Source organism: Enterobacter sp. FW301-JW81 (genome assembly GCF_058788735.1).
In genome coordinates this window covers 218,442-240,855 of record NZ_JBYTBA010000004.1, presented here as the reverse complement: position 1 = coordinate 240,855, position 22,414 = coordinate 218,442, and the positions used below count along the sequence as shown (strand labels likewise).

Annotated in this window: 22 protein-coding genes; 16 read left to right on the top strand and 6 right to left on the bottom strand. The window is 57.2% G+C overall.

Going from position 1 to position 22,414, the window contains the following annotated elements:
• Nucleotides 1-184: 184 nt before the first annotated feature.
• The gene (gene rsmC, locus AC3WOK_RS14540; protein WP_047346282.1) at nt 185-1,213 is read right to left on the bottom strand and encodes a 16S rRNA (guanine(1207)-N(2))-methyltransferase RsmC; all 1,029 of its coding nucleotides are present in this window, start codon (nt 1,211-1,213) and stop codon (nt 185-187) included.
• A gap of 102 nt (nt 1,214-1,315) precedes the next feature.
• Here rsmC and AC3WOK_RS14535 point away from each other — a divergent pair, with 102 nt between their 5' ends.
• The 8 genes from AC3WOK_RS14535 (at nt 1,316) to AC3WOK_RS14500 (ending at nt 7,677) form a co-directional block, all read left to right on the top strand.
• Complete coding sequence (locus AC3WOK_RS14535; protein WP_028016588.1) at nt 1,316-1,729, top strand: DNA polymerase III subunit psi; 414 nt, start codon at nt 1,316-1,318, stop codon at nt 1,727-1,729.
• Nucleotides 1,698-2,141: a ribosomal protein S18-alanine N-acetyltransferase gene (gene rimI / locus AC3WOK_RS14530; protein WP_047346284.1), complete on the top strand. Its 444-nt coding sequence runs from the start codon at nt 1,698-1,700 to the stop codon at nt 2,139-2,141. The genes AC3WOK_RS14535 and rimI overlap by 32 nt, the downstream gene beginning before the upstream one ends.
• 19 nt (nt 2,142-2,160) lie before the next feature.
• Nucleotides 2,161-2,838: a pyrimidine 5'-nucleotidase gene (gene yjjG / locus AC3WOK_RS14525; protein WP_047346285.1), complete on the top strand. Its 678-nt coding sequence runs from the start codon at nt 2,161-2,163 to the stop codon at nt 2,836-2,838.
• A gap of 91 nt (nt 2,839-2,929) precedes the next feature.
• A complete protein-coding gene (prfC, locus tag AC3WOK_RS14520) occupies nt 2,930-4,519 on the top strand; it encodes a peptide chain release factor 3 (protein WP_047346286.1) in 1,590 nt (529 codons plus the stop codon).
• A 299-nt stretch (nt 4,520-4,818) separates the two neighbouring features.
• Nucleotides 4,819-5,436, top strand: coding sequence for a molecular chaperone OsmY (osmY, locus tag AC3WOK_RS14515; protein WP_028015434.1), 618 nt, complete (start codon nt 4,819-4,821; stop codon nt 5,434-5,436).
• A 127-nt stretch (nt 5,437-5,563) separates the two neighbouring features.
• Nucleotides 5,564-5,725 (top strand): DUF1328 domain-containing protein, encoded by a 162-nt coding sequence (locus tag AC3WOK_RS14510; RefSeq protein ID WP_003856556.1) that lies wholly within the window; start codon nt 5,564-5,566, stop codon nt 5,723-5,725.
• Between the two features lie 120 nt (nt 5,726-5,845).
• Nucleotides 5,846-6,898 (top strand): patatin-like phospholipase family protein, encoded by a 1,053-nt coding sequence (locus tag AC3WOK_RS14505; protein ID WP_492354711.1) that lies wholly within the window; start codon nt 5,846-5,848, stop codon nt 6,896-6,898.
• A complete protein-coding gene (locus tag AC3WOK_RS14500; RefSeq protein ID WP_059312628.1) occupies nt 6,895-7,677 on the top strand; it encodes a TatD family hydrolase in 783 nt (260 codons plus the stop codon). The genes AC3WOK_RS14505 and AC3WOK_RS14500 overlap by 4 nt, the downstream gene beginning before the upstream one ends.
• On the opposite strand, the gene AC3WOK_RS14495 is transcribed toward AC3WOK_RS14500, so the two are convergent.
• The gene (locus AC3WOK_RS14495) at nt 7,672-8,532 is read right to left on the bottom strand and encodes a YjjW family glycine radical enzyme activase (protein ID WP_063429585.1); all 861 of its coding nucleotides are present in this window, start codon (nt 8,530-8,532) and stop codon (nt 7,672-7,674) included. The two genes, AC3WOK_RS14500 and AC3WOK_RS14495, sit on opposite strands and share 6 nt — an antisense overlap.
• A complete protein-coding gene (locus tag AC3WOK_RS14490; RefSeq protein ID WP_492354710.1) occupies nt 8,507-10,054 on the bottom strand; it encodes a YjjI family glycine radical enzyme in 1,548 nt (515 codons plus the stop codon). Before AC3WOK_RS14490 ends, AC3WOK_RS14495 begins: the two co-directional genes overlap by 26 nt.
• A gap of 262 nt (nt 10,055-10,316) precedes the next feature.
• Between AC3WOK_RS14490 and deoC the strand changes: the two genes are divergently transcribed.
• The 4 genes from deoC to deoD all read left to right on the top strand — a co-directional run bounded on the left by deoC (nt 10,317) and on the right by deoD (nt 14,631).
• Complete coding sequence (gene deoC, locus AC3WOK_RS14485; protein ID WP_492354709.1) at nt 10,317-11,096, top strand: deoxyribose-phosphate aldolase; 780 nt, start codon at nt 10,317-10,319, stop codon at nt 11,094-11,096.
• A gap of 109 nt (nt 11,097-11,205) precedes the next feature.
• Complete coding sequence (gene deoA, locus AC3WOK_RS14480) at nt 11,206-12,528, top strand: thymidine phosphorylase (RefSeq protein WP_059312624.1); 1,323 nt, start codon at nt 11,206-11,208, stop codon at nt 12,526-12,528.
• Nucleotides 12,529-12,580: 52 nt separating this feature from the next.
• Nucleotides 12,581-13,804 carry a phosphopentomutase gene (gene deoB, locus AC3WOK_RS14475; protein ID WP_063957450.1) on the top strand — a complete coding sequence of 408 codons (1,224 nt, stop codon included), beginning with the start codon at nt 12,581-12,583 and terminating at the stop codon, nt 13,802-13,804.
• A 104-nt stretch (nt 13,805-13,908) separates the two neighbouring features.
• On the top strand, nt 13,909-14,631 hold the full coding sequence (gene deoD, locus AC3WOK_RS14470) for a purine-nucleoside phosphorylase (protein ID WP_010427122.1): 723 nt from the start codon (nt 13,909-13,911) through the stop codon (nt 14,629-14,631).
• A gap of 84 nt (nt 14,632-14,715) precedes the next feature.
• Here deoD and lplA read toward each other — a convergent pair whose 3' ends face one another.
• Complete coding sequence (lplA, locus tag AC3WOK_RS14465; RefSeq protein ID WP_063429591.1) at nt 14,716-15,732, bottom strand: lipoate--protein ligase; 1,017 nt, start codon at nt 15,730-15,732, stop codon at nt 14,716-14,718.
• A 39-nt stretch (nt 15,733-15,771) separates the two neighbouring features.
• Complete coding sequence (locus tag AC3WOK_RS14460; RefSeq protein ID WP_447855075.1) at nt 15,772-16,416, bottom strand: YtjB family periplasmic protein; 645 nt, start codon at nt 16,414-16,416, stop codon at nt 15,772-15,774.
• Between the two features lie 117 nt (nt 16,417-16,533).
• Here AC3WOK_RS14460 and serB point away from each other — a divergent pair, with 117 nt between their 5' ends.
• From serB to nadR, 3 genes are all read left to right on the top strand, one after another.
• Nucleotides 16,534-17,502 (top strand): phosphoserine phosphatase, encoded by a 969-nt coding sequence (gene serB / locus AC3WOK_RS14455; protein ID WP_025757501.1) that lies wholly within the window; start codon nt 16,534-16,536, stop codon nt 17,500-17,502.
• A 74-nt stretch (nt 17,503-17,576) separates the two neighbouring features.
• The gene (gene radA, locus AC3WOK_RS14450) at nt 17,577-18,962 is read left to right on the top strand and encodes a DNA repair protein RadA (RefSeq protein WP_014068810.1); all 1,386 of its coding nucleotides are present in this window, start codon (nt 17,577-17,579) and stop codon (nt 18,960-18,962) included.
• 35 nt (nt 18,963-18,997) lie between these two features.
• Nucleotides 18,998-20,230 (top strand): multifunctional transcriptional regulator/nicotinamide-nucleotide adenylyltransferase/ribosylnicotinamide kinase NadR, encoded by a 1,233-nt coding sequence (gene nadR / locus AC3WOK_RS14445; protein ID WP_015572616.1) that lies wholly within the window; start codon nt 18,998-19,000, stop codon nt 20,228-20,230.
• 54 nt (nt 20,231-20,284) lie between these two features.
• On the opposite strand, the gene AC3WOK_RS14440 is transcribed toward nadR, so the two are convergent.
• Nucleotides 20,285-21,286, bottom strand: coding sequence for a zinc-binding alcohol dehydrogenase family protein (locus tag AC3WOK_RS14440; RefSeq protein WP_492354708.1), 1,002 nt, complete (start codon nt 21,284-21,286; stop codon nt 20,285-20,287).
• Nucleotides 21,287-21,394: 108 nt separating this feature from the next.
• Between AC3WOK_RS14440 and AC3WOK_RS14435 the strand changes: the two genes are divergently transcribed.
• Complete coding sequence (locus tag AC3WOK_RS14435) at nt 21,395-22,294, top strand: LysR family transcriptional regulator (protein WP_447855078.1); 900 nt, start codon at nt 21,395-21,397, stop codon at nt 22,292-22,294.
• Nucleotides 22,295-22,414: the final 120 nt, after the last annotated feature.

Genomic DNA, 22,414 nt, shown 5'->3' with positions numbered 1-22,414 from the left:
CGCCACCTTCGCATACCATCGATACTGTAAAAGTATCTTAACCACGGAGGCGCATTCTAGATGTTTTCAGCTTTACGTCAACAGAAAAGTGCGCACGTTTTATTGATTGCTGCAAAAATGGTCGGAGCAGAGACGCCTGTTTGCCGGATGGCGCTTGCGCGTATCCGGCAAACAGGATTGGATATTACTTTTTGGCCTGGCGCGTCATCACGGTGCGGTAGACCTTAAAGCGGCCGGTCTGGGCGATCACTTCGTGGAAACCGAAGGTTTCATCCAGCACTTTCGGGTACGCCAGGAAGGCGTTAGCGACGATACGCAGCTCACCTCCGCTGTTAAGGTGACGCACTGCGCCACGGATCAGCGCTTGCGCGGCTTCCAGGCTGGTCTCCATGCCGTCGTGGAACGGCGGGTTAGAGATGATCATGTCGAAGCGACCCGTCACGTCAGAGAAGACGTTGCTGGCAATGACTTCGCCTTCAATGCCGTTTGCTGCAAGCGTTGCACGGCTGGCTTCAACCGCTGGCGCGCTGACGTCACACAGGGTTAAACGGACTTTAGGTGAATGGCTGGCGAGCACGGTTGCCAGCACGCCCGCGCCGCAGCCTACGTCCAGTACTTTCCCTTTTGTGTGCGGCGTCAGGGTGGAAAGCAGCAGCTTGCTGCCCGTATCCAGCGCGTCACGGCTGAATACGCCCGGCAGGGTTTTAATGGTCAGGCCGTCAAGCGTGTATTCATCCCAGAAGGTACTGGCATCAAATGTTGTCTGTTTTTCCAGGCGGCCATGGTACAGACCACAGCGGCGCGCGCTGTCGACTTTGTTCAGCGGAGCGTAAGCTTCCAGCATCTGTTCTGCACTGCGCACGCCGCTGCGGTTCTCGCCCACCACGAAAATATCGCAGCCGACCGGCAGCAGGGAGAGCAGGTTCATCAGCTGGAACTGGGCTTCCGGTTTGTTCTTCGGCCAGTAGTAGATCAGCGTATCGCAGTCGGCGATATCGCTCTGCTCTGCCACCAGGCTAAAGCGCGCGCGCTCGCCCATCTGGCGGCTCAGCACCTGCCAGTGGTGGTAGTATTGGGTGTGGGCACGGCTTTCAGCACAGTCGAAACGCGCAGGCAGGTCATCCTGCATATCTCCGGCAAACAGAATACGGCTTTCTTCGAAATCATCACTGTGACGCAGCAAGACTTCACTTGCCGGGGTAAATGCAGACATGAATTGTTCCTCAATAAACTCAGGCGGGGATTATAGTAGGTAGATGGCGCAGTTTCGACACATTTGCTATATTTGCGCGCCTGAGAGACAGGAGTTTTCCCTATGACATCCCGACGAGACTGGCAGTTGCAGCAGCTGGGCATTACCCAGTGGGCTTTGCGTCGCCCGACGGCGTTGCAGGGCGAAATCGCTATCTCCATCCCGGCACACGTTCGCCTGGTGATGGTGGCGGAAGAACTGCCTGCCCTGAATGAACCCCTGATCGGTGATGTCCTTCGCAGCCTGAAGCTGACGGCCGACCAGGTGTTACAGCTGACGCCAGAACGGGTCGCTATGCTTCCTCCCGATAGCCGCTGTAACAGCTGGCGTATCGGAGAGACGAATGAGATCCCCCTTCAGGGAAGCCAGATCTGCACGCCAGCGCTGGACGAACTGAAAGCCAACCCAAAAGCGCGAAGCGCGCTATGGCAACAAATCTGCGAATATGAACACGATTTCTTCCCTCACGACGCCTGACCTGACCACAGCGTTCGCGATTGAAACACGCGCCCACGCGTTTCCGTGGAGCGAAAAGACCTTCGCCAGCAATCAGGGCGAACGGTATCTGAACTATCGCCTGGACGTTGACGGCACCATGGCCGCCTTCGCCATTACGCAGGTTGTTCTTGATGAAGCGACGCTATTTAATATCGCGGTTGATCCCGCGTTTCAGCGCCGCGGGCTGGGAAGAGAATTGCTTGAGCACCTCATCCGTGAGCTCGAAACCCGTGACGTTTTCACCCTGTGGCTGGAAGTGCGCGCATCGAATGCCGCCGCCATCGCGCTCTATGAAAGCTTAGGCTTTAACGAGGCGACAATCCGCCGTAACTACTACCCCACCGCAGAGGGACGTGAAGACGCCATCATAATGGCTCTGCCGATTGGATAACGAAAATAAGGTTGTAACGATGAAATGGGACTGGATTTTCTTTGATGCCGACGAAACGCTGTTTACGTTCGATTCGTTCGGTGGTCTACAGCGGATGTTTCTCGATTATAGCGTGACGTTCACCGCTGAGGATTTTCAGGACTATCAGGCGGTAAACAAACCGCTGTGGGTGGATTACCAGAACGGTGCCATCACCGCGTTACAGCTTCAGCACCAGCGCTTTGACGTCTGGGCGGAACGCTTAAAGGTCAGTCCTGGAACGCTGAACGAGGCCTTCCTGAACGCCATGGCTGATATCTGCGCGCCACTGCCGGGCGCGGTTTCCCTGCTGAATGCATTGAAAGGCAAGGTGAAACTGGGGATCATTACCAACGGTTTTACCGCCCTGCAGCAGATCCGCCTTGAGCGCACCGGCCTGCGCGATCATTTTGACGCGCTGGTGATCTCGGAAGAGGTCGGCGTGCCGAAACCGGATCCACGTATTTTCGATTATGCGCTGGCGCAGGCCGGCAATCCTGACCGCGATCGCGTACTGATGGTGGGTGATACCGCAGAGTCAGATATTCTGGGTGGCATGAATTCCGGTCTGTCGACCGTCTGGCTTAATGCGCATGGCCGCGTGAAGCCTGAAGGCATCGAGCCGACCTGGACCGTGACGTCGTTGAACGAACTGGAGCAACTCCTGTGTAAACAATGATTGCCTGCCCCCCATTGATGGGTAAAATAGCCGCAAATTCGTATTCCATGATGCGTGGCGTGCTGCCGCGCTTATAAAAGAAGATTTAATTATGACGTTGTCTCCTTATCTGCAAGAGGTGGCCAAGCGCCGCACTTTTGCCATTATCTCGCACCCGGATGCCGGTAAAACGACCATCACCGAGAAGGTGTTACTGTTCGGACAGGCGATCCAGACTGCGGGTACCGTTAAAGGTCGTGGTTCCAGCCAGCACGCAAAATCTGACTGGATGGAGATGGAAAAGCAGCGTGGTATTTCGATTACCACCTCCGTGATGCAGTTCCCGTATCACGACTGCCTGGTGAACCTGCTGGACACCCCGGGCCACGAAGACTTCTCCGAAGATACCTACCGTACCCTGACGGCGGTGGACTGCTGTCTGATGGTGATCGACGCCGCGAAAGGTGTAGAAGACCGTACCCGTAAGCTGATGGAAGTCACCCGTCTGCGCGATACGCCGATCCTCACCTTCATGAACAAACTCGACCGTGACATCCGCGATCCGATGGAGCTGATGGATGAAGTCGAAAACGAGCTGAAGATCGCCTGTGCGCCAATCACCTGGCCAATTGGCTGCGGTAAGCTGTTCAAGGGGGTTTATCACCTCTATAAAGACGAAACTTACCTGTATCAGACCGGTAAAGGCCACACCATTCAGGAAGTGCGCATCGTGAAAGGTCTGGACAACCCGGATCTGGACGCGGCGGTTGGTGAAGAGCTGGCCGCGCAGCTGCGCGACGAGCTGGAGCTGGTGAAGGGCGCGTCCCACGAATTCGACAAAGAGCTGTTCCTGAGCGGTGAAATTACCCCGGTCTTCTTCGGTACCGCATTAGGTAACTTTGGCGTGGACCATATGCTCGACGGTCTGGTGGAGTGGGCGCCGCGTCCAATGCCGCGTAAAACCGACACCCGTGAAGTGGAAGCAAAAGAAGAGAAATTCACCGGCTTCGTCTTCAAAATTCAGGCCAACATGGACCCGAAACACCGCGACCGCGTGGCCTTTATGCGCGTGGTGTCCGGTAAATATGAAAAGGGCATGAAGCTGCGCCAGGTGCGTATCGGTAAAGATGTGGTGATCTCCGACGCGCTGACCTTTATGGCGGGCGACCGTTCGCACGTTGAAGAGGCGTACCCGGGCGACATCATCGGTCTGCACAACCATGGCACCATCCAGATTGGCGATACCTTCACCCAGGGTGAAATGATGAAGTTCACCGGTATTCCGAACTTCGCGCCGGAACTGTTCCGCCGTATTCGCCTGCGCGATCCGCTTAAGCAGAAACAGCTGCTGAAAGGCCTGGTTCAGCTCTCCGAAGAGGGTGCGGTGCAGGTATTCCGCCCAATCGCGAACAACGACCTTATCGTGGGGGCCGTCGGCGTGCTGCAGTTCGACGTGGTCGTCGCGCGTCTGAAGAGCGAGTACAACGTGGAAGCGATTTACGAATCGGTGAACGTTGCGACCGCGCGCTGGGTTGAGTGTTCTGACGTGAAGAAATTCGAAGAATTTAAGCGTAAGAATGAAATTCAGCTGGCGCTGGATGGCGGCGATAACCTGACCTATATCGCGCCAACCATGGTAAACCTCAACCTGACGCAGGAACGTTATCCTGACGTCCAGTTCCGCAAAACGCGCGAGCATTAATCCCCGCTCAGAGCACGGCGCCCGCCGTGCTCTTCTTTAATTCCTGTCTTATTAATCCCTTGCGGAATGTTCTTAATTCACTGCATTTTCGCGCTTTTTGCTCGTTTTTTACCCGAATCCGAAAGCGGCTCTGTGAGAGTGATCTATATTTAACTCAGTGTTTAGCACCGGGCGTGGATAAATTAACTGTTCAATGCATGACTTTAGGTTATCCATTTTGCCCGTGTGTTTATTCGCAATATATATAACTACTAAGGAAGTATGTAGCCCGAATAACGGGTCAACACAGGAATAGATCGATGAATATGACAAGACTGAAGATTTCTAAAACTCTGCTGGCTGTAACTCTGGGTAGCGTTCTGGTGAGCGGCTCCGCTCTGGCGGAAAGCAGCACCATGGATAAAGCACAGTCCACGGCCGATACCGCAGGGCAAAAAATCGATAGCTCTATGAATAAAGTCGGCAACTTTATGGATGACAGTTCAATCACAGCAAAAGTGAAAGCCGCACTGGTGGATGATGAAGCCATCAAGAGCACCGACATTTCCGTTAAGACCGACAAGAAGGTCGTCACACTGAGCGGCTTTGTTGAAAGCCAGGCTCAGGCCGAACAGGCAGTGAAAGTGGCGAAGGGTGTCGAAGGGGTCGCATCCGTAAGCGATAAACTGCACGTACGTGACGGTAAAAACGCGTCGGTGAAAGGTTATGCCGGTGATGCCGCTACGACCAGCGAAATCAAAGCTAAACTTTTAGCGGATGACATCGTGCCGTCCCGTAAGGTGAAAGTGGAAACCACCGACGGTGTGGTTCAGCTTTCCGGTACGGTAGATTCCCAGGCGCAAAGTGAACGTGCCGAGTCAATTGCGAAAGCCATTGATGGTGTGAAAAGCGTTAAAAACGATCTGAAAACGAAGTAAATCTGGACCATTCGCCCGTCAGGCTGAGGCCTGCGGGCGAAATAAGAACGACTCTGGAAAAACGCCGGTGAGTGACCTGAGCGCTCACGTTTAGCGGCCGACATTAACTATGGTAAAGGAGAAGCTTATGTTTCGTTGGGGCATTATATTTCTGGTTATCGCGTTAATTGCCGCCGCATTGGGCTTTGGTGGACTGGCAGGTACAGCGGCATGGGCAGCTAAAATTGTCTTCGTTGTGGGTATTATTCTGTTCCTGGTCAGCCTGTTTACGGGACGTAGACGTCCGTAGCAAACGCAATATTCCTTCAACAAAAAAAAGCCAGTCACTGCGACTGGCTTTTTCTTATTTGCGTTGCAGGCCGAGTGCGTTACTGTGGTGTCATAAAATAACCAGAACAGGAAAGCAGAGGTGGGGCAACGAATTCCCGTTACGCTCGGCAATATTGCGCCGCTGACGTTAAAACCGTTTCGCGCAGGTCAACTCGCGCTGGTGTGCGAGGGCGGCGGACAGCGCGGCATTTTCACCGCAGGCGTGCTGGATGAATTTATGCGCGCGCAGTTCAACCCGTTTAACCTTTACTTCGGCACGTCTGCCGGGGCACAGAACCTCTCTGCCTATGTCTGCAACCAGCCCGGCTACGCGCGAAAGGTCATTATGCGCTACACCACGGCGAAAGAATTTTTCAACCCGATACGTTTTGTGCGCGGTGGCAACCTGATCGATCTCGACTGGCTGCTGGAAGCGACCTCCAGCCAGATGCCGCTGGCCATGGACTCCGCCGCACGCCTGTTTGATAGCGGTAAAGAATTCTGGATGTGCGCCAGCCGGGGCGATGATTATTCGCCGGGCTATTTTTCTCCGCAGAAGGAGAACTGGCTGGATATCATCCGCGCCTCCAGCGCGATCCCCGGTTTCTATCGTACCGGTGCGTTGCTGGATGGCATTAGCTATCTTGACGGGGGCATCAGTGACGCGGTGCCGGTGCAGGAAGCCGCCCGGCGCGGGGCGAAAACCATTGTCGTGATCCGTACCGTACCGTCGCAAATGTATTACACCCCGCAGTGGTTTAAGCGGATGGAGCGCTGGCTGGGCGACAGTAGCCTGCAGCCGCTGGTCAACATCGCGAAGCAGCACGAAACCACCTACGGCGCGATGCAGCGCTTCATTGAAAAGCCGCCGGGTAAGCTGCGTATTTTTGAAATCTATCCGCCTAAGCCGCTGCTGAGCATGGCACTGGGCAGTCGCGTTCCCGCGCTGCGCATGGATTACAAAACGGGGCGGCTGTGCGGGCGCTATTTCCTGGCGACGGTAGGAAAAATGCTAGCGGAACAACCGCCGCTTCATCGCCATAAGCGCATTATTACGCCGCCTGCGATTGTTGCCAACGACGCCCTGACGGTGCCGCTGGTGGATATCCCGCAGGCGAACGACGCTTTATTAGATAACGAGGATCTGGCGTGACGCACCGCTTTGTCGATACCCACTGCCACTTTGATTTCTCGCCGTTTACGGGGGATGAAGCGCAAAGCATTGCGAAAGCGGCCGAGGCAGGCGTTCAGGCCATTATTGTGCCCTCGGTTGAAGCGGCTTATTTTTCCCGCGTGCTTGATCTTTCCACCCGGCACCCCGCGCTCTATGCCGCGCTCGGCCTGCATCCGATCGTGATTGAGCGGCATCGTGATGAGCATATTGAGAGGCTCGATGAGGTACTGCAGACAGCCGGGGACAAGCTTGTCGCCATCGGTGAGATCGGCCTCGATCTTTACCGGGAGGATCCGCAGTTTGAGCGCCAGCAGGCGATCCTCGACGCGCAGCTCAGGCTGGCGAAGCGCCACGATCTGCCGGTGATCCTCCATTCAAGACGCACGCACGACAAGCTGGCAATGCACCTGAAACGCATCGATCTGCCGCGTAAAGGCGTCGTGCACGGTTTCTCCGGCAGCCTGCAGCAGGCGCAGCGGTTTATCGAGCTGGGCTACAAAATCGGCGTCGGTGGAACCATCACCTACCCCCGAGCCAGCAAAACCCGTGACGTGATGGCGCAGCTGCCGCTGTCGGCGCTGCTGCTGGAAACCGACGCGCCGGATATGCCGCTGAACGGTTTTCAGGGGCTGCCGAATCGCCCGGAACAGGCGGCGCGCGTGTTTACCTCCCTGTGTGAACTGCGAAAAGAGCCTGAAGAGGTGATTGCCGATGCGCTGCTGGAAAATACGCGGTCGGTATTTGGTATCACGCTATAGGTAAAGCGCCGGACGAATTACCGCTATCTTCTGTTTTTCCAGCGCCCGCGCCAGCGGTTCAACGTCCTCTGGCGTCGCGCTGCGCCATGACGCCGCCTCACCGTAAACGCCGTGGGCATGAAACGCGTTGAGGCGCACCGGCACGTTTCCAAGCCCGTGGATAAACGTCGTCAGCGGCTTGATATGTTCCAGATAATCACACTGCTCCGGGATGACCAGCAGGCGGAGTTCCGTCAAACGGTGGCGATCTGCCAGCCAGCGGATGCTCTGCTTGATCTGCGGGTTTTCGCGTCCGGTCAGGAAGCGGTGATGCTCATTCCCCCACGCTTTCAGATCCAGCATCGCGCCATCCAGTACCGGCAGCAGCTTTTGCCAGCCGGTTTCGCTTAACAGACCGTTGCTGTCGACCAGGCAGGTCAGATGACGCAGGGCGGGATCCGCTTTGATCGCGCTGAACAGGGCGATCAAAAACGGCAGCTGGGTCGTGGCTTCACCGCCGCTCACGGTGATGCCTTCAATAAAGGGTGCGGCCTTGCGGATCTGCGTGAGGATCTCCTCCACGCTCAGGCGGTGTGCCATGGGCGTCGCCTGCTGCTGGCACAGGTGCAGACAGGTATCGCACTGCTGACAATGGCTCTCCTGCCACCAGACGCGCCCGGCCTGAAGGGTCAGCGCGTCGTGCGGGCAGCGGGGCACGCAGTCTCCGCAGTCGTTGCAGCGGCCGATGGTCCACGGGTTGTGGCAGGTTTTGCAGCGCAGGTTGCAGCCCTGCAGGAACAGGGCCAGGCGGCTGCCCGGCCCGTCCACGCAGGAAAAAGGAATGACCTGACTAACTAAAGCGCATCTGCTGTTCATGGCTTATCACGCGCGGCTGACGTTCCAGGATACGGGTATTGCGTGCGGCCTCTTCACCCAGCCACGTGGTGTTGGTTCTCGAACCCGCTTCCCGGTATTTCTCCAGATCCGATAATCGCACCATATAGCCGGTCACGCGGACCAGATCGTTACCCGCTACGTTAGCCGTAAATTCCCGCATACCCGCTCTGAAGGCGCCGAGGCACAGCTGAACCACCGCCTGCGGGTTGCGTTTTACCGTCTCATCCAGCGTCAATATGTCGCTTATTCCTGAAGAGTAGTGTTTGTGGTGAGGAGCCACGGCCAGCAGGTGGCTTATCGGATCCGGCTCGTCGCCGTAGGGCAGACGCGCGCCCGGCGTGGTGCCCGAATCAGAGCTGATCCCCGACTGCGCGTGCAGCATCGCGCGCTGCTTCCAGCCGTGCTTCACCGGTGTGTTTTCAACAAATGCCGCAAGCTGCTCGCTGATGCGATACCCCAGCGCGTTGGCCTGCTCATCTTTGCCGTAACGCCCTGCAATGCCTGCTTTTTCACAGAGCGTATTGACCGCTTCCGCCAGGCCGTACAGGCCAAACATCGGCACGAACCGATCGGCATCAATCAGCCCCTCTTTCACCAGGAAGCTATTCTCAAAGAAGCCGGACTGTTGATACAGAAAATCGCAGCGGGCATCGATGATGGCAAGTTGCTGCTGGCAGTAGTGCGGAAGCGTGCGGGTGAAGAAGTCGTCGATGGAGACGCTGCGTTCGGCAATGGCTTTGAGGTTAAGGCGCACCAGGGTGCTGCCACCGCCTGCCAGCGGCAGGGAGTTGTAACAGCTCACCACGCCATAACGTCCTTTTGTGAAAATTTTATCATTCACAGGACCATTAGAAATATGCGGTTTGCTGCATTCACAAATGTTTTTGGCCACCTCAAGCAGCAAATCTTCCGGCGTGATTTCGGGGTCGTAAATAAACGTCAGATTCGGTGCGACCTGCTTCAGGTCTGCATCTGCACGCAGTATGGCCCGCGTGATGGGCGTATCTTCCGGCCCAATGTTGGCGTGCATAAAGGCATCCGGCAGCGTACGGTCGAGATAGCGCCAGAAACGTTTTATTCGGCTATCGATTTCTTTTTGTGTTAGAATTCTAACATATGGTTGTAGCAGTGCATCGAGATGGCCGAGATAGACCGGCATCGATGTGACGGACGGAACATGGTGGTAGAGGATGGTTAACAGCGAGAGGGCGTCATCAAAGTCTTTCGCCCCTTCCAGCTCCAGCCATTCTGAACCGTTAGCCAGAAATTTTGCGTAATCCGGCAGAACGTAACGAGGCTTGTAGGGCGCATGGCCTTCGAACATGTCGCAGATAAATCCCTCGTCCAGCGCGGCACGGGCAGCCTCAGGAAGGGCCGGATAAGGCAGATTGTTTTCCGCTTCCAGCGCCAGAAAATGACGTTTTTGTTCCGGGGTTAACACCGGGCTTGTCACAATGTGCTGGCAGCGCTGCTGCAGGGCGTCGGGGCTGGCGTGGGGCATGTTCGCTTCCTTAATGGTTCTGCGGATGATGAACGGATTGTAGAAAGCCAGCCCGTCGGAGCTTTTGATCCGACAGGGGGTATCGCTGCTTTAGTCGGCAATTTGCGCCCTAAAGTTTGAAGAAGATCGCATTACAGTAATGCAAATTTGTACGCAGTTTTCATTAACTGTGATGAATGTCGAAGTGTGGATGCGGGTGGATGTTAGAATACTCACAGACCCGCAAGGTAAAATTTATACGGCACTGCCGTTGGAGAATGTTATGACCGATTTAACTGCAAGCAGCCTGCGCGCGTTGAAACTGATGGACCTGACCACCCTGAACGATGACGACACCAATGAAAAAGTCATCGCCCTGTGCCATCAGGCGAAAACGCCCGTCGGTAACACCGCCGCCGTCTGTATCTACCCGCGCTTTATCCCGATTGCCCGTAAGACGCTGAAAGAGCAGGGCACGCCGGACGTGCGCATTGCAACCGTAACTAACTTCCCGCATGGCAACGATGATATCGAGATTGCGCTGGCAGAAACCCGCGCGGCGATTGCTTACGGTGCAGACGAAGTGGACGTGGTGTTCCCGTACCGCGCGCTGATCGCGGGCAACGAGCAGGTCGGTTTTGACCTGGTGAAAGCCTGTAAAGACGCGTGTGCGGCGGCAGACGTGCTGCTGAAAGTCATCATCGAAACCGGCGAGCTGAAAGAAGAGGCGCTTATTCGTAAAGCGTCTGAAATCTCTATTAAAGCCGGTGCGGATTTCATCAAAACCTCAACGGGTAAAGTGCCGGTTAACGCCACCCCGGAAAGCGCGCGCATCATGATGGAAGTGATCCGTGATATGGGCGTGTCCAAAACCGTTGGTTTCAAACCTGCGGGCGGCGTGCGTACCGCTGAAGACGCGCAGCAGTTCCTGGCGATTGCCGACGAGCTGTTCGGCTCCGACTGGGCCGATTCCCGTCACTACCGCTTCGGCGCGTCAAGCCTGCTGGCCAGCCTGCTGAAAGCGCTGGGTCACGGCGACGGTAAGAGCGCAAGCAGCTACTGATTGCCAGACAATGCCGGATGACGCTTCGCTTATCCGGCCTACAGGATCGTAGGGCGGGTAAGCGTAGCGCCACCCGCCACAACTCCCCCGATTCCGCATGGAGGTTACCGTGTTTCTCGCACAAGAAATTATTCGTAAAAAACGTGATGGTCATGCATTAAGCGACGAAGAGATCCGCTTCTTTATCAACGGCATTCGTGATAACACCGTCTCAGAAGGGCAGATTGCGGCTCTGGCGATGACCATCTTCTTCCACGATATGTCGATGCCTGAGCGTGTCTCGCTGACCATGGCAATGCGAGATTCAGGAACCGTTCTGGACTGGAAGAGCCTCAACCTTAACGGCCCGATTGTCGATAAACACTCCACCGGCGGCGTGGGCGACGTAACCTCCCTGATGCTCGGCCCCATGGTGGCAGCCTGCGGCGGTTACATCCCGATGATCTCCGGGCGCGGCCTGGGCCACACCGGCGGCACGCTCGACAAGCTGGAAGCCATTCCGGGCTTCGATATCTTCCCGGATGACAACCGCTTCCGCGACATTATTAAAGACGTTGGCGTGGCGATTATCGGCCAGACCAGCTCTCTTGCTCCGGCAGACAAGCGTTTCTACGCGACCCGCGATATCACCGCAACCGTTGACTCCATCCCGCTGATCACCGCCTCTATCCTGGCGAAGAAGCTGGCAGAAGGGCTGGACGCGCTGGTGATGGACGTGAAGGTGGGCAGCGGCGCATTTATGCCAACCTATGAACTCTCTGAAGCGCTGGCCGAAGCGATCGTTGGCGTCTCCAACGGCGCAGGCGTGCGCACCACCGCGCTGCTGACCGACATGAACCAGGTGCTGGCCTCCAGCGCCGGTAACGCGGTCGAAGTGCGTGAAGCCGTGCAGTTCCTGACGGGTGAATACCGTAACCCGCGCCTGTTCGACGTCACCATGGCGCTGTGCGTAGAGATGCTGATTTCCGGCAAGCTGGCGAAAGACGATGCTGACGCGCGTGCGAAGCTGCAGGCGGTGCTGGACAACGGCAAAGCGGCGGAGATCTTCGGCCGCATGGTCGCGGCGCAGAAAGGCCCGACCGACTTCGTGGAAAACTACGCGAAATACCTGCCAACAGCGATGCTCAGCAAAGCCGTTTATGCGGACACTGAAGGTTTTGTCTCCGCCATGGACACCCGCGCGCTGGGTATGGCGGTGGTCTCGATGGGCGGCGGCCGTCGTCAGGCATCAGACACCATTGATTACAGCGTCGGCTTCACCGATATGGCCCGCCTGGGCGACAGCGTTGACGGCCAACGTCCGCTGGCGGTGATCCACGCCAAAGACGAAGCCAGCTGGCAGGAAGCGGCGAAAGCGGTGAAGGCGGCCATTGCGCTTGATGATAAAGCGCCAGAAACCACACCGACCGTCTATCGCCGTATCACCGAATAGCGGTATACTGATCTGATCAATCATTTTTAAGCACTACGTACGGAGAACAATTATGAAACGTGCATTTATTATGGTGCTGGACTCATTCGGCATCGGCGCAACCGAAGATGCAGAACGTTTTGGTGACGTGGGTTCCGATACCATGGGTCACATCGCGGAAGCCTGTGCGAAAGGCGAAGCGGACAACGGTCGTAAAGGCCCTCTGACTCTACCTAACCTGACCCGCCTCGGTCTGGTGAAAGCACATGAAGGTTCTACCGGTAAAATCGCAGCCGGTATGGACGGCAACGCGGAAGTGGTGGGCGCCTACGGCTGGGCTCACGAACTCTCTTCCGGTAAAGATACCCCGTCTGGACACTGGGAAATCGCCGGTGTGCCGGTACTGTTTGACTGGGGATATTTCTCCGATCACGAGAATAGCTTCCCGCAGGCGCTGCTGGACAAGCTGGTTAAGCGTGCCAACCTGCCGGGCTACCTCGGTAACTGCCACTCTTCCGGTACCGTGATTCTGGATGAGCTTGGCGAAGAGCATATGAAAACCGGTAAGCCGATTTTCTACACCTCTGCTGACTCCGTGTTCCAGATTGCCTGCCACGAAGAGACCTACGGCCTGGATAAACTCTACGAGCTGTGCGAAATCGCCCGTGAAGAGCTGACCGAAGGCGGCTATAACATTGGACGCGTGATCGCACGTCCGTTTATCGGTGACAAAGCGGGTAATTTCCAGCGTACCGGTAACCGTCACGACCTTGCCGTTGAGCCACCGGCACCCACCGTGCTGCAGAAGCTGGTCGAAGAGAAAGACGGTCACGTGGTGTCCGTGGGTAAAATTGCGGATATCTACGCTAACTGCGGCATCACCAAAAAAGTGAAAGCCACCGGTCTGGATGCGCTGTTCGATGCCACCATCAAAGAGATGAAAGAAGCGGGCGACAAGACCATTGTCTTCACCAACTTCGTGGACTTCGACTCCTCGTGGGGCCACCGTCGCGACGTCGCGGGCTATGCGGCCGGTCTGGAGCTGTTTGACCGCCGTCTGCCGGAGCTGATGGAGCTGGTGGGTGAAGATGACATTCTGATCCTGACTGCGGACCACGGCTGCGACCCAACCTGGACCGGCACCGACCACACCCGTGAGCACATTCCGGTGCTGGTGTACGGCCCGAAAGTGAAGCCGGGCTCGCTGGGTCACCGTGAAACCTTCGCGGACATCGGCCAGACTATCGCGAAATACTTTGGTACGTCTGACATGGAATATGGCAAGGCTATGTTCTGAGGTCATTGCCGGGTGGCGGCTGCGCCTTACCCGGCCTACAAAACCGTAGGCCCGGTAAGCGAAGCGCCACCGGGCAAAAAAATTCAAATGAAAAGGAACTGAAGATGGCAACTCCTCACATTAATGCAGAAATGGGTGATTTCGCTGACGTCGTATTGATGCCGGGCGACCCGCTGCGCGCGAAGCACATTGCAGAAACCTTCCTGGAAGACGTGCGTGAAGTGAACAACGTTCGCGGCATGCTGGGCTTCACCGGTACCTATAAAGGCCGCAAAATCTCCGTAATGGGCCACGGTATGGGTATCCCATCCTGTTCTATCTACACCAAAGAGCTGATCACCGATTTCGGCGTGAAGAAAATCATCCGCGTTGGCTCCTGCGGCGCGGTGCGCATGGACGTTAAGCTGCGCGACATCGTTATCGGTATGGGTGCCTGCACCGATTCCAAAGTTAACCGTATGCGTTTCAAAGACCATGACTTCGCTGCCATTGCAGACTTCGGCATGGTGCGTGACGCGGTTGACGCGGCGAAAGCGCTGGGCGTTGAGGCTCGCGTGGGTAACATCTTCTCTGCTGACCTGTTCTATGCACCGGACGGCGGCGAGATGTTCGACGTGATGGAGAAATACGGCATTCTGGGCGTGGAAATGGAAGCGGCGGGTATCTACGGCGTAGCGGCTGAATTTGGTGCGAAAGCGCTGACCATCTGCACCGTGTCTGACCACATCCGTACTCACGAGCAGACTACCGCTGCCGAGCGTCAGACCACCTTCAACGACATGATCAAAATCGCGCTGGAATCCGTTCTGCTGGGCGATAAAGAGTAAGAGCTGTTGTGCCGGGTGGCGGCTTCGCCTGACCCGGCCTACGGTTTTGTAGGCCCGCTAAGCGTAGCGCCAGCGGGCTTTTTACTAGCGCACGGCCTGTGCAATCCAAGCTGACAGTTCCCGCAGCTCATTTTCCTGCTCCGGGAAATCCCCAATCAACGCGTCGCATTCCTGCTGCAGCATATCCGCCCGGTACAAACAGCCCTGCAAGCGTGCCGCAAGTGCTTCCAGCGGCGCCGGATTCAGACTGTCCGTAAACACCTGCGTGCGGGTGATATGACCTTTCTCGACGTCAAAATGCAGCTCCACGCCGCCCCAGGTAAAACGCTCATCCAGCAGATGGGAAAATGCAGGTGCCTGACCGAAGTTCCACTCCCAGCTGCTCTGGCGGGCGAAGGTTTCCGCGAAGTTTGGCAGGTCCGGGGTTTTGTCCGGTGAAATCACTTCTGCTTCCACGCGCTCGCCGTAATGCGCAAAGAACGCCTCGCGCACGGCCTCACAGATTTGCTCGTGTGTAACGCCCGGCAGCAGTTCGACCAGATTTGCCACGCGGCCGCGCACGGAGGTAATCCCTTTGGCCTGGAGTTTTTTCTTGTCGGGATTCAGGTAGTTCGCCAGGCGGCTGAGATCGGCGTTAAGAAGCAGAGTGCCATGGTGGAACCCGCGATCCATCGTTTCGCGGTAGGCAGAGCCGGACACTTTGCGATCTCCGTCGGGCGTTTTGACCACCAGATCGTTACGCCCGGAGGCTTCCGCCGTCACGCCGAGCGAGTTGAGCGCGTTGAGGACGATGGACGTTGAGATGGTTTTGTCGTACTCCGGTTTACCCGCCATAAAGGTAAAGCAGGTATTGCCCAGATCGTGAAACACCGCGCCACCGCCGCTGCTGCGGCGCGCCAGGCGGACGTTGTCCTCTTCCATACGCCGCGTATTACACTCTTTCCACGGATTTTGCGCGCGGCCGATGACCACCGTATCGGCGTTACGCCAGAGAAACAGGACGCGCTGGGTGGCGGGCATCTGGCGGAAGATGCACTCTTCTACCGCGAGATTAAACCAGGGATCGTAAGAGTCAGAGATAAGCAGGCGTAACGTCGTCATGGCAGAGTTCCTTTTCCGAATCGTTCGCCTACTTTATCACTATTCTTTCTTCTCGCTCTCTTCGTCTTCAGGGACGGATTTGCTGGCGGTCAGCAGGAACGGGGATTGCTGCCAGCGCGAGCGTTTGCCCCGAAGCAGGGTACGCGCCAGAACAACGCCAATGGCGAGTGAAAGCAGCAGCATCAGGCGCAGAATGTTGGTGGTATTATCGACCTGTTTGGCTTCGGTTGGCAGGGTGTGAGTATCAAGGGTCAGGCGCAAATACCCGAGCGGCCCATTTTTGCCCTGAATAGGTTCGACGATCTGCTGGTTAAAATAGCCCCCGGCTTTTTTACCGTCCAGCGCCAGCCTGTCGCGCACGTCGACGTGTTCGCCCGCGCGGGAGATCAGGTCGCCTTGCTCATCATAGACGCCGGCATCAAGGATGCGGCTGTTCTCCGTGAGCAGGCGTAAAACCTGGCCTATGCGCTTCTCGTCCGGCGTTTCGGTACGCATGGACGGTGCGATGTTGAGCGTCACCTGGCGTGCCAGCGTGCGGGCCAGCTCTTCAAACTGCGGGTTGCGTTGCCGTTGATGGTTCTGGCTAAACCAGGATGCCCCTTGCATCAGCACCACTAACAGTGCGAGACAGGAGAGGACAATCACGGCGCGATGGAGCCGGAATTTCAGTTTTGCGCGAGCCATATTCCACCTGCTGAAAATTTACGGCTTAATGTTGCCAGAAGTGATGGTTACAGGGTAGCCTCATGCGTTATTTTCCCTCTGCAACCTTCCGGCGCGAACGAAATTACAGGAGCTTTAATGCCGAACATTACCTGGTGTGACCTGCCAACGGATGTCTCTTTATGGCCAGGATTGCCGCTCTCTTTAAGTGGCGATGAGGTGATGCCTCTGGATTACCACGCCGGTCGTAGCGGCTGGCTCCTCTACGGACGCGGTCTGGATAAGCAACGTCTGACCCAGTACCAAAGCAAGCTGGGCGCCGCGATGGTTATCGTCGCCGCCTGGTGCGTGGAAGACTACCAGGTCATTCGCCTGGCCGGTTCCCTGACGCAGCGCGCAACGCGTCTGGCGCATGACGCCGGGCTGGACGTCGCGCCGCTGGGGAAAATTCCGCACCTGAAAACGCCGGGTCTGCTGGTTATGGACATGGACTCTACGGCGATTCAGATCGAATGTATCGACGAGATTGCGAAACTGGCGGGCAGCGGCGAGCTGGTGGCGGAAGTCACCGAGCGTGCGATGCGCGGCGAGCTGGACTTCACCGCCAGCCTGAGACAGCGCGTGGCGACCCTGAAAGGGGCCGATGCCAACATTTTGCGTCAGGTACGCGACGTGCTGCCGCTGATGCCAGGGCTGACGCAGCTGGTGCTGAAGCTGCAGTCGCTGGGCTGGAAAGTGGCGATTGCCTCCGGTGGCTTTACCTTCTTCGCGGATTACCTGCGGGAAAAACTGCATCTGACCACCGTGGTGGCCAATGAGCTGGAGATCATGGACGGCAAGCTGACCGGCCAGGTGATCGGCGATATTGTGGATGCCCAGTACAAAGCCAACACCCTGACCCGTCTGGCGGAAAAATATGAAATTCCGGTGGTCCAGACCGTCGCCATTGGGGACGGGGCGAACGACCTGCCGATGATCAAAGCGGCCGGGCTTGGCATTGCCTACCATGCCAAGCCAAAAGTGAATGAAAAGACGGAAGTGACTATCCGTCACGCTGACCTGATGGGGGTGTTCTGCATTCTCTCCGGCAGCCTTAATCAGAAATAACGGTCTGCTTTGTAGGCCGGGTAAGCGTAAGCGCCACCCGGCACGCAGGCCGCACAGAAATAACGAGGTAAACCGTGGCGAAAGCTCCAAAACGCGCATTTGTCTGTAATGAATGTGGTGCGGATTATCCGCGCTGGCAGGGGCAATGCAGCGCCTGTCATGCCTGGAACACCATCACCGAAGTGCGTGGTGTGGCGGCTTCGCCGAGCGTGGCCCGCAACGAGCGCCTGAGCGGCTATGCTGGTAACGCGGGCGTGGCGAAGGTACAAAAGCTCTCGGACATCAGCCTCGAAGAGCTGCCGCGCTTCTCCACCGGGTTCAAAGAGTTTGACCGCGTGCTCGGCGGTGGCGTGGTGCCGGGCAGCGCCATCCTGATTGGCGGTAATCCGGGCGCGGGTAAATCGACCCTGCTGCTGCAAACGCTCTGCAAGCTCGCCGAACAGATGAAAACCCTGTACGTCACGGGCGAAGAGTCTCTGCAGCAGGTAGCGATGCGCGCGCACCGTCTGGGCCTGCCGACCGGCAACCTGAACATGCTGTCGGAAACCAGCATCGAGCAGATCTGCATGATCGCTGAAGAAGAGCAGCCGAAGCTGATGGTGATCGACTCCATCCAGGTGATGCACATGGCGGACATTCAGTCCTCGCCGGGCAGCGTGGCGCAGGTGCGTGAAACGGCGGCCTACCTCACGCGCTTTGCTAAAACGCGCGGCGTAGCGATCGTGATGGTCGGCCACGTCACCAAAGACGGCTCGCTGGCGGGACCGAAAGTGCTCGAACACTGTATCGACTGCTCCGTGATGCTCGACGGCGACGCGGATTCCCGCTTCCGTACCCTGCGCAGCCATAAAAACCGCTTTGGGGCGGTGAACGAACTGGGCGTGTTTGCCATGACCGAGCAGGGGCTGCGCGAAGTCAGCAACCCGTCGGCCATCTTCCTGAGCCGTGGTGATGAGATCACCTCCGGCAGCTCGGTGATGGTGCTGTGGGAAGGGACGCGCCCGCTGCTCGTTGAAATTCAGGCGCTGGTGGACGTGTCGATGATGGGCAACCCGCGGCGCGTGGCGGTCGGTCTGGAACAGAACCGTCTGGCGATCCTGCTGGCGGTGCTGCACCGTCACGGCGGGCTGCAGATGGCGGATCAGGACGTCTTCGTTAACGTGGTCGGCGGCGTCAAAGTCACCGAGACCAGCGCTGACCTGGCGCTGCTGCTGGCGATGGTCTCCAGCCTGCGCGACCGGCCGCTGCCGCAGGATCTGGTCGTGTTTGGTGAAGTGGGGCTTGCCGGGGAAATCCGTCCGGTACCCAGCGGGCAGGAGCGTATCTCCGAGGCGGCAAAACACGGTTTCCGTCGGGCTATCGTTCCGGCCGCTAACGTGCCGAAAAAAATCCCGGAAGGGATGCAGGTATTTGGCGTGAAAAAACTCGCAGATGCGTTAAATGTCTTTGACGACTTATAATTACGTATTCGATTTTGCAGGAGGCACCGTAATTTATGTCATCATTTGACTACATTAAAACCGCAATCCGTCAGAAAGGCTGTACGCTACAGCAGGTGGCGGACGCCAGCGGTATGACCAAAGGCTACCTGAGCCAGCTGCTGAACGCCAAAATCAAAAGCCCCAGCGCGCAGAAGCTCGAAGCGCTGCACCGCTTTCTGGGGCTTGAATTCCCGCGTATGCAAAAGAACATCGGCGTGGTGTTCGGCAAGTTTTACCCGCTGCATACCGGGCATATCTATCTGATACAGCGCGCCTGTAGCCAGGTGGATGAACTGCACATCATCATGGGGTACGACGAAACCCGCGATCGCCAGCTGTTTGAGGACAGCGCCATGTCGCAGCAGCCGACCGTGCCTGACCGTCTGCGCTGGCTGCTCCAGACCTTTAAGTACCAGAAAAATATTCGTATTCATGCCTTTAATGAAGAGGGTATGGAGCCCTATCCGCACGGCTGGGACGTGTGGAGCAACGGCATCAAAGCGTTTATGGAAGAGAAGGGCATTGCGCCGAACTGGATCTACACCTCTGAAGAGTCCGATGCGCCGCAGTTCCGCGAGCATCTGGGCATTGAAACCGTGCTTATCGATCCAAAGCGCACCTTTATGAACATCAGTGGGGCGCAGATCCGCGAAAACCCGTTCCGCTACTGGGATTACATCCCGACCGAGGTGAAGCCGTTCTTTGTGCGCACCGTCGCGATCCTGGGCGGCGAGTCGAGCGGGAAATCTACGCTGGTCAACAAGCTGGCGAATATCTTCAATACCACCAGCGCGTGGGAGTACGGGCGCGATTATGTCTTCTCCCATCTGGGCGGCGATGAGATGGCGCTGCAGTATTCCGACTACGACAAAATTGCGCTCGGGCACGCCCAGTACATTGATTTCGCGGTCAAATACGCCAATAAAGTGGCGTTTATCGATACCGATTTCGTGACCACGCAGGCGTTCTGTAAAAAGTACGAGGGGCGCGAGCACCCGTTCGTGCAGGCGCTGATTGACGAATACCGCTTTGACCTGGTGATCCTGCTGGAAAACAACACTCCGTGGGTGGCCGACGGCATGCGCAGCCTCGGCAGTTCCGTGGACAGGCGGGAATTTCAGACCATGCTGGTGGAGATGCTCAATGAGAATAACGTTGAGTTTGTGCACGTTGAGGAGTCGGATTACGACTCCCGTTTCCTGCGCTGCGTCGAGCTGGTGAAGGAGATGATGGGGGAGCAGGGGTAAGCGTTAACCTCCCTCTCCCTGTGGGAGAGGGCCGGGGTGAGGGCATCAGATCACTCAATACTCAACCACCACTTTCCCGCGCATATGTCCGTCCAGCACCTTACGGTGCGCCTCGGTAATGCTTTCCACGCTCAGCCCGTGCAGCGTTTCACTCAGCGAGCTTTCCACCACGCCGTTATCCACCAGCTTCGCGACCTCGTCTAAGATCTCTCCCTGACGCGCCATATCCGCGGTCTGATACATGCTGCGGGTGTACATAAACTCCCAGTGCAGGGCGGCGGATTTGGACTTTAGCTTGTCCTGGTTCAGCGGACGTTCATTTTCAACAATGGAACAGATATGCCCCTGCGGCGCAATCAGGTCGCTGACCGCATCCCAGTGCCCGTCGGTGTCGTTGAGGATGAAAATATAATCCACAAAGGTGAGTCCCTCTTTCGCCAGCTCGTCTTTCAGATCGCGGTAGTTCACCACCACGTCTGCACCGCGGTCGCGGCACCACCGGGCGGAATCTTCACGTGACGCGGTTGCGACGATCTTCACCTTGCTGTTGTGCTTCGCAAACGGGATCGCCAGCGATCCCACCCCGCCCGCACCGCCGATGATCAGCAACGTTTTGTCCGCGCCGGCATCCTGAATGTTCAGCCGTTCAAACAGACCTTCCCACGCGGTGAGCGCGGTCAAGGGCAGTGCAGCGGCAGCCGCCCAGCCGAGGCTCGCAGGTTTGTGCCCGACAATACGCGCATCGATCAGCTGATGCGTGGTGTTGCTGCCCGGGCGGGTGATGTCGCCCGCGTACCACACCTCATCCCCCGGCTTGAATCCGGTGACGCCCGTCCCAACGGCTTTGACGATCCCGCTGGCATCCCAGCCGAGCACGCGCGGCTCTTTCAGCCCGTTTTTGGCAATACCCGCGTGGACTTTGGTATCGACCGGGTTAACGGAGACGGCTTTCACCTCCACCAGCAGATCGTGCTCGCCGGGCTGCGGCATCGGCGGGGTGATTTCAATGAAGGTGGAGGGATTTTCTGGGTTAACGGCAATGGCTTTAACTGACATGGTGTGCTCCTCAATGGAATGCGTTTTGTTGAGGCTAGTCTATTAAGTGGTCAGCTGCATGATAAGATGGACAATCAAGAACTCAGCGTTCGTACAGGATGAACAATCATGTTTAAACAGCTGCAGGACATGGCGCTGTTTGCGCTGGTGGCGGAGATGGGCAGTTTCACCGCAGCGGCACACAAAGCGGAACTGCCAAAATCCAGCGTGAGCCAGCGCATCAGCCAGCTTGAACAGCAGGTGGGTATTCGCCTGCTTAACCGCACCACGCGCAGGCTGAACCTGACGTTCGCGGGCGAGCACTATCTGGTCCACTGCCGGGAGATGCTGGCGGCCAGCGAGCGGGCGGAGTACGCCATTCAGCGCCTGCGCGAAAATCCGAGCGGACGGCTTCGCATCACCTGTCCGGCAGGGATCGGTGCCACGCTGCTGGCGCATATGAATGCCGAATTCCAGCTCCGCTATCCCGACGTTTCGCTCGATGTTTCCATTTCTGACGACGTGCTCGATCTGGTCGAGTCTGGCTTTGACGTGGCGCTGCGCACCGGTAAGCCGCAGGACTCCTCTCTGATTGGCCGGATGATCGGCCACTGTCCGCGCTATATGATGGCCTCACCGGCGTACCTGGCGCGTCGGGAGCCGCTGACGCATCCTCGCCAGCTGGTGGAGCACCGCTGCATTACCCACAAAGCCTGGTCCGAGTGGCTTCTGCAAAGTAAAAGTGAGGATTATCGCTATCTGCCGGATAATGCCCATCTGACGGATAACCTGGTTTACGCCCGTGAGTGCGCGATGGCCGGTGCGGGGATCACGCTGCTTCCGGCTTTTTTGCTGGAAGATAAGGTCGAGAAAGGGGCGCTGGTACAGGTGCTGCCGGAGTGGAACGTCGAAGGAAACGATCTGTGGCTGGCGTATCCGAGCCGTAAGCTTAACTCGCCCGCACTAATGAGCTATATCGAGTTTGCGATGCAGTTTGATGAGGTGAAGCGGTATTACGTGGGGCGTTGATTATGTGCGGCCTGATGCCCTCACCCTGTCCCTCTCCCACGGGGCTGAGGGATCCCACAAAATATGTCTGCACTGACGACCCCCTCTCCCTTGAGGGAGAGGGCTGGGGTGAGGGGGAAC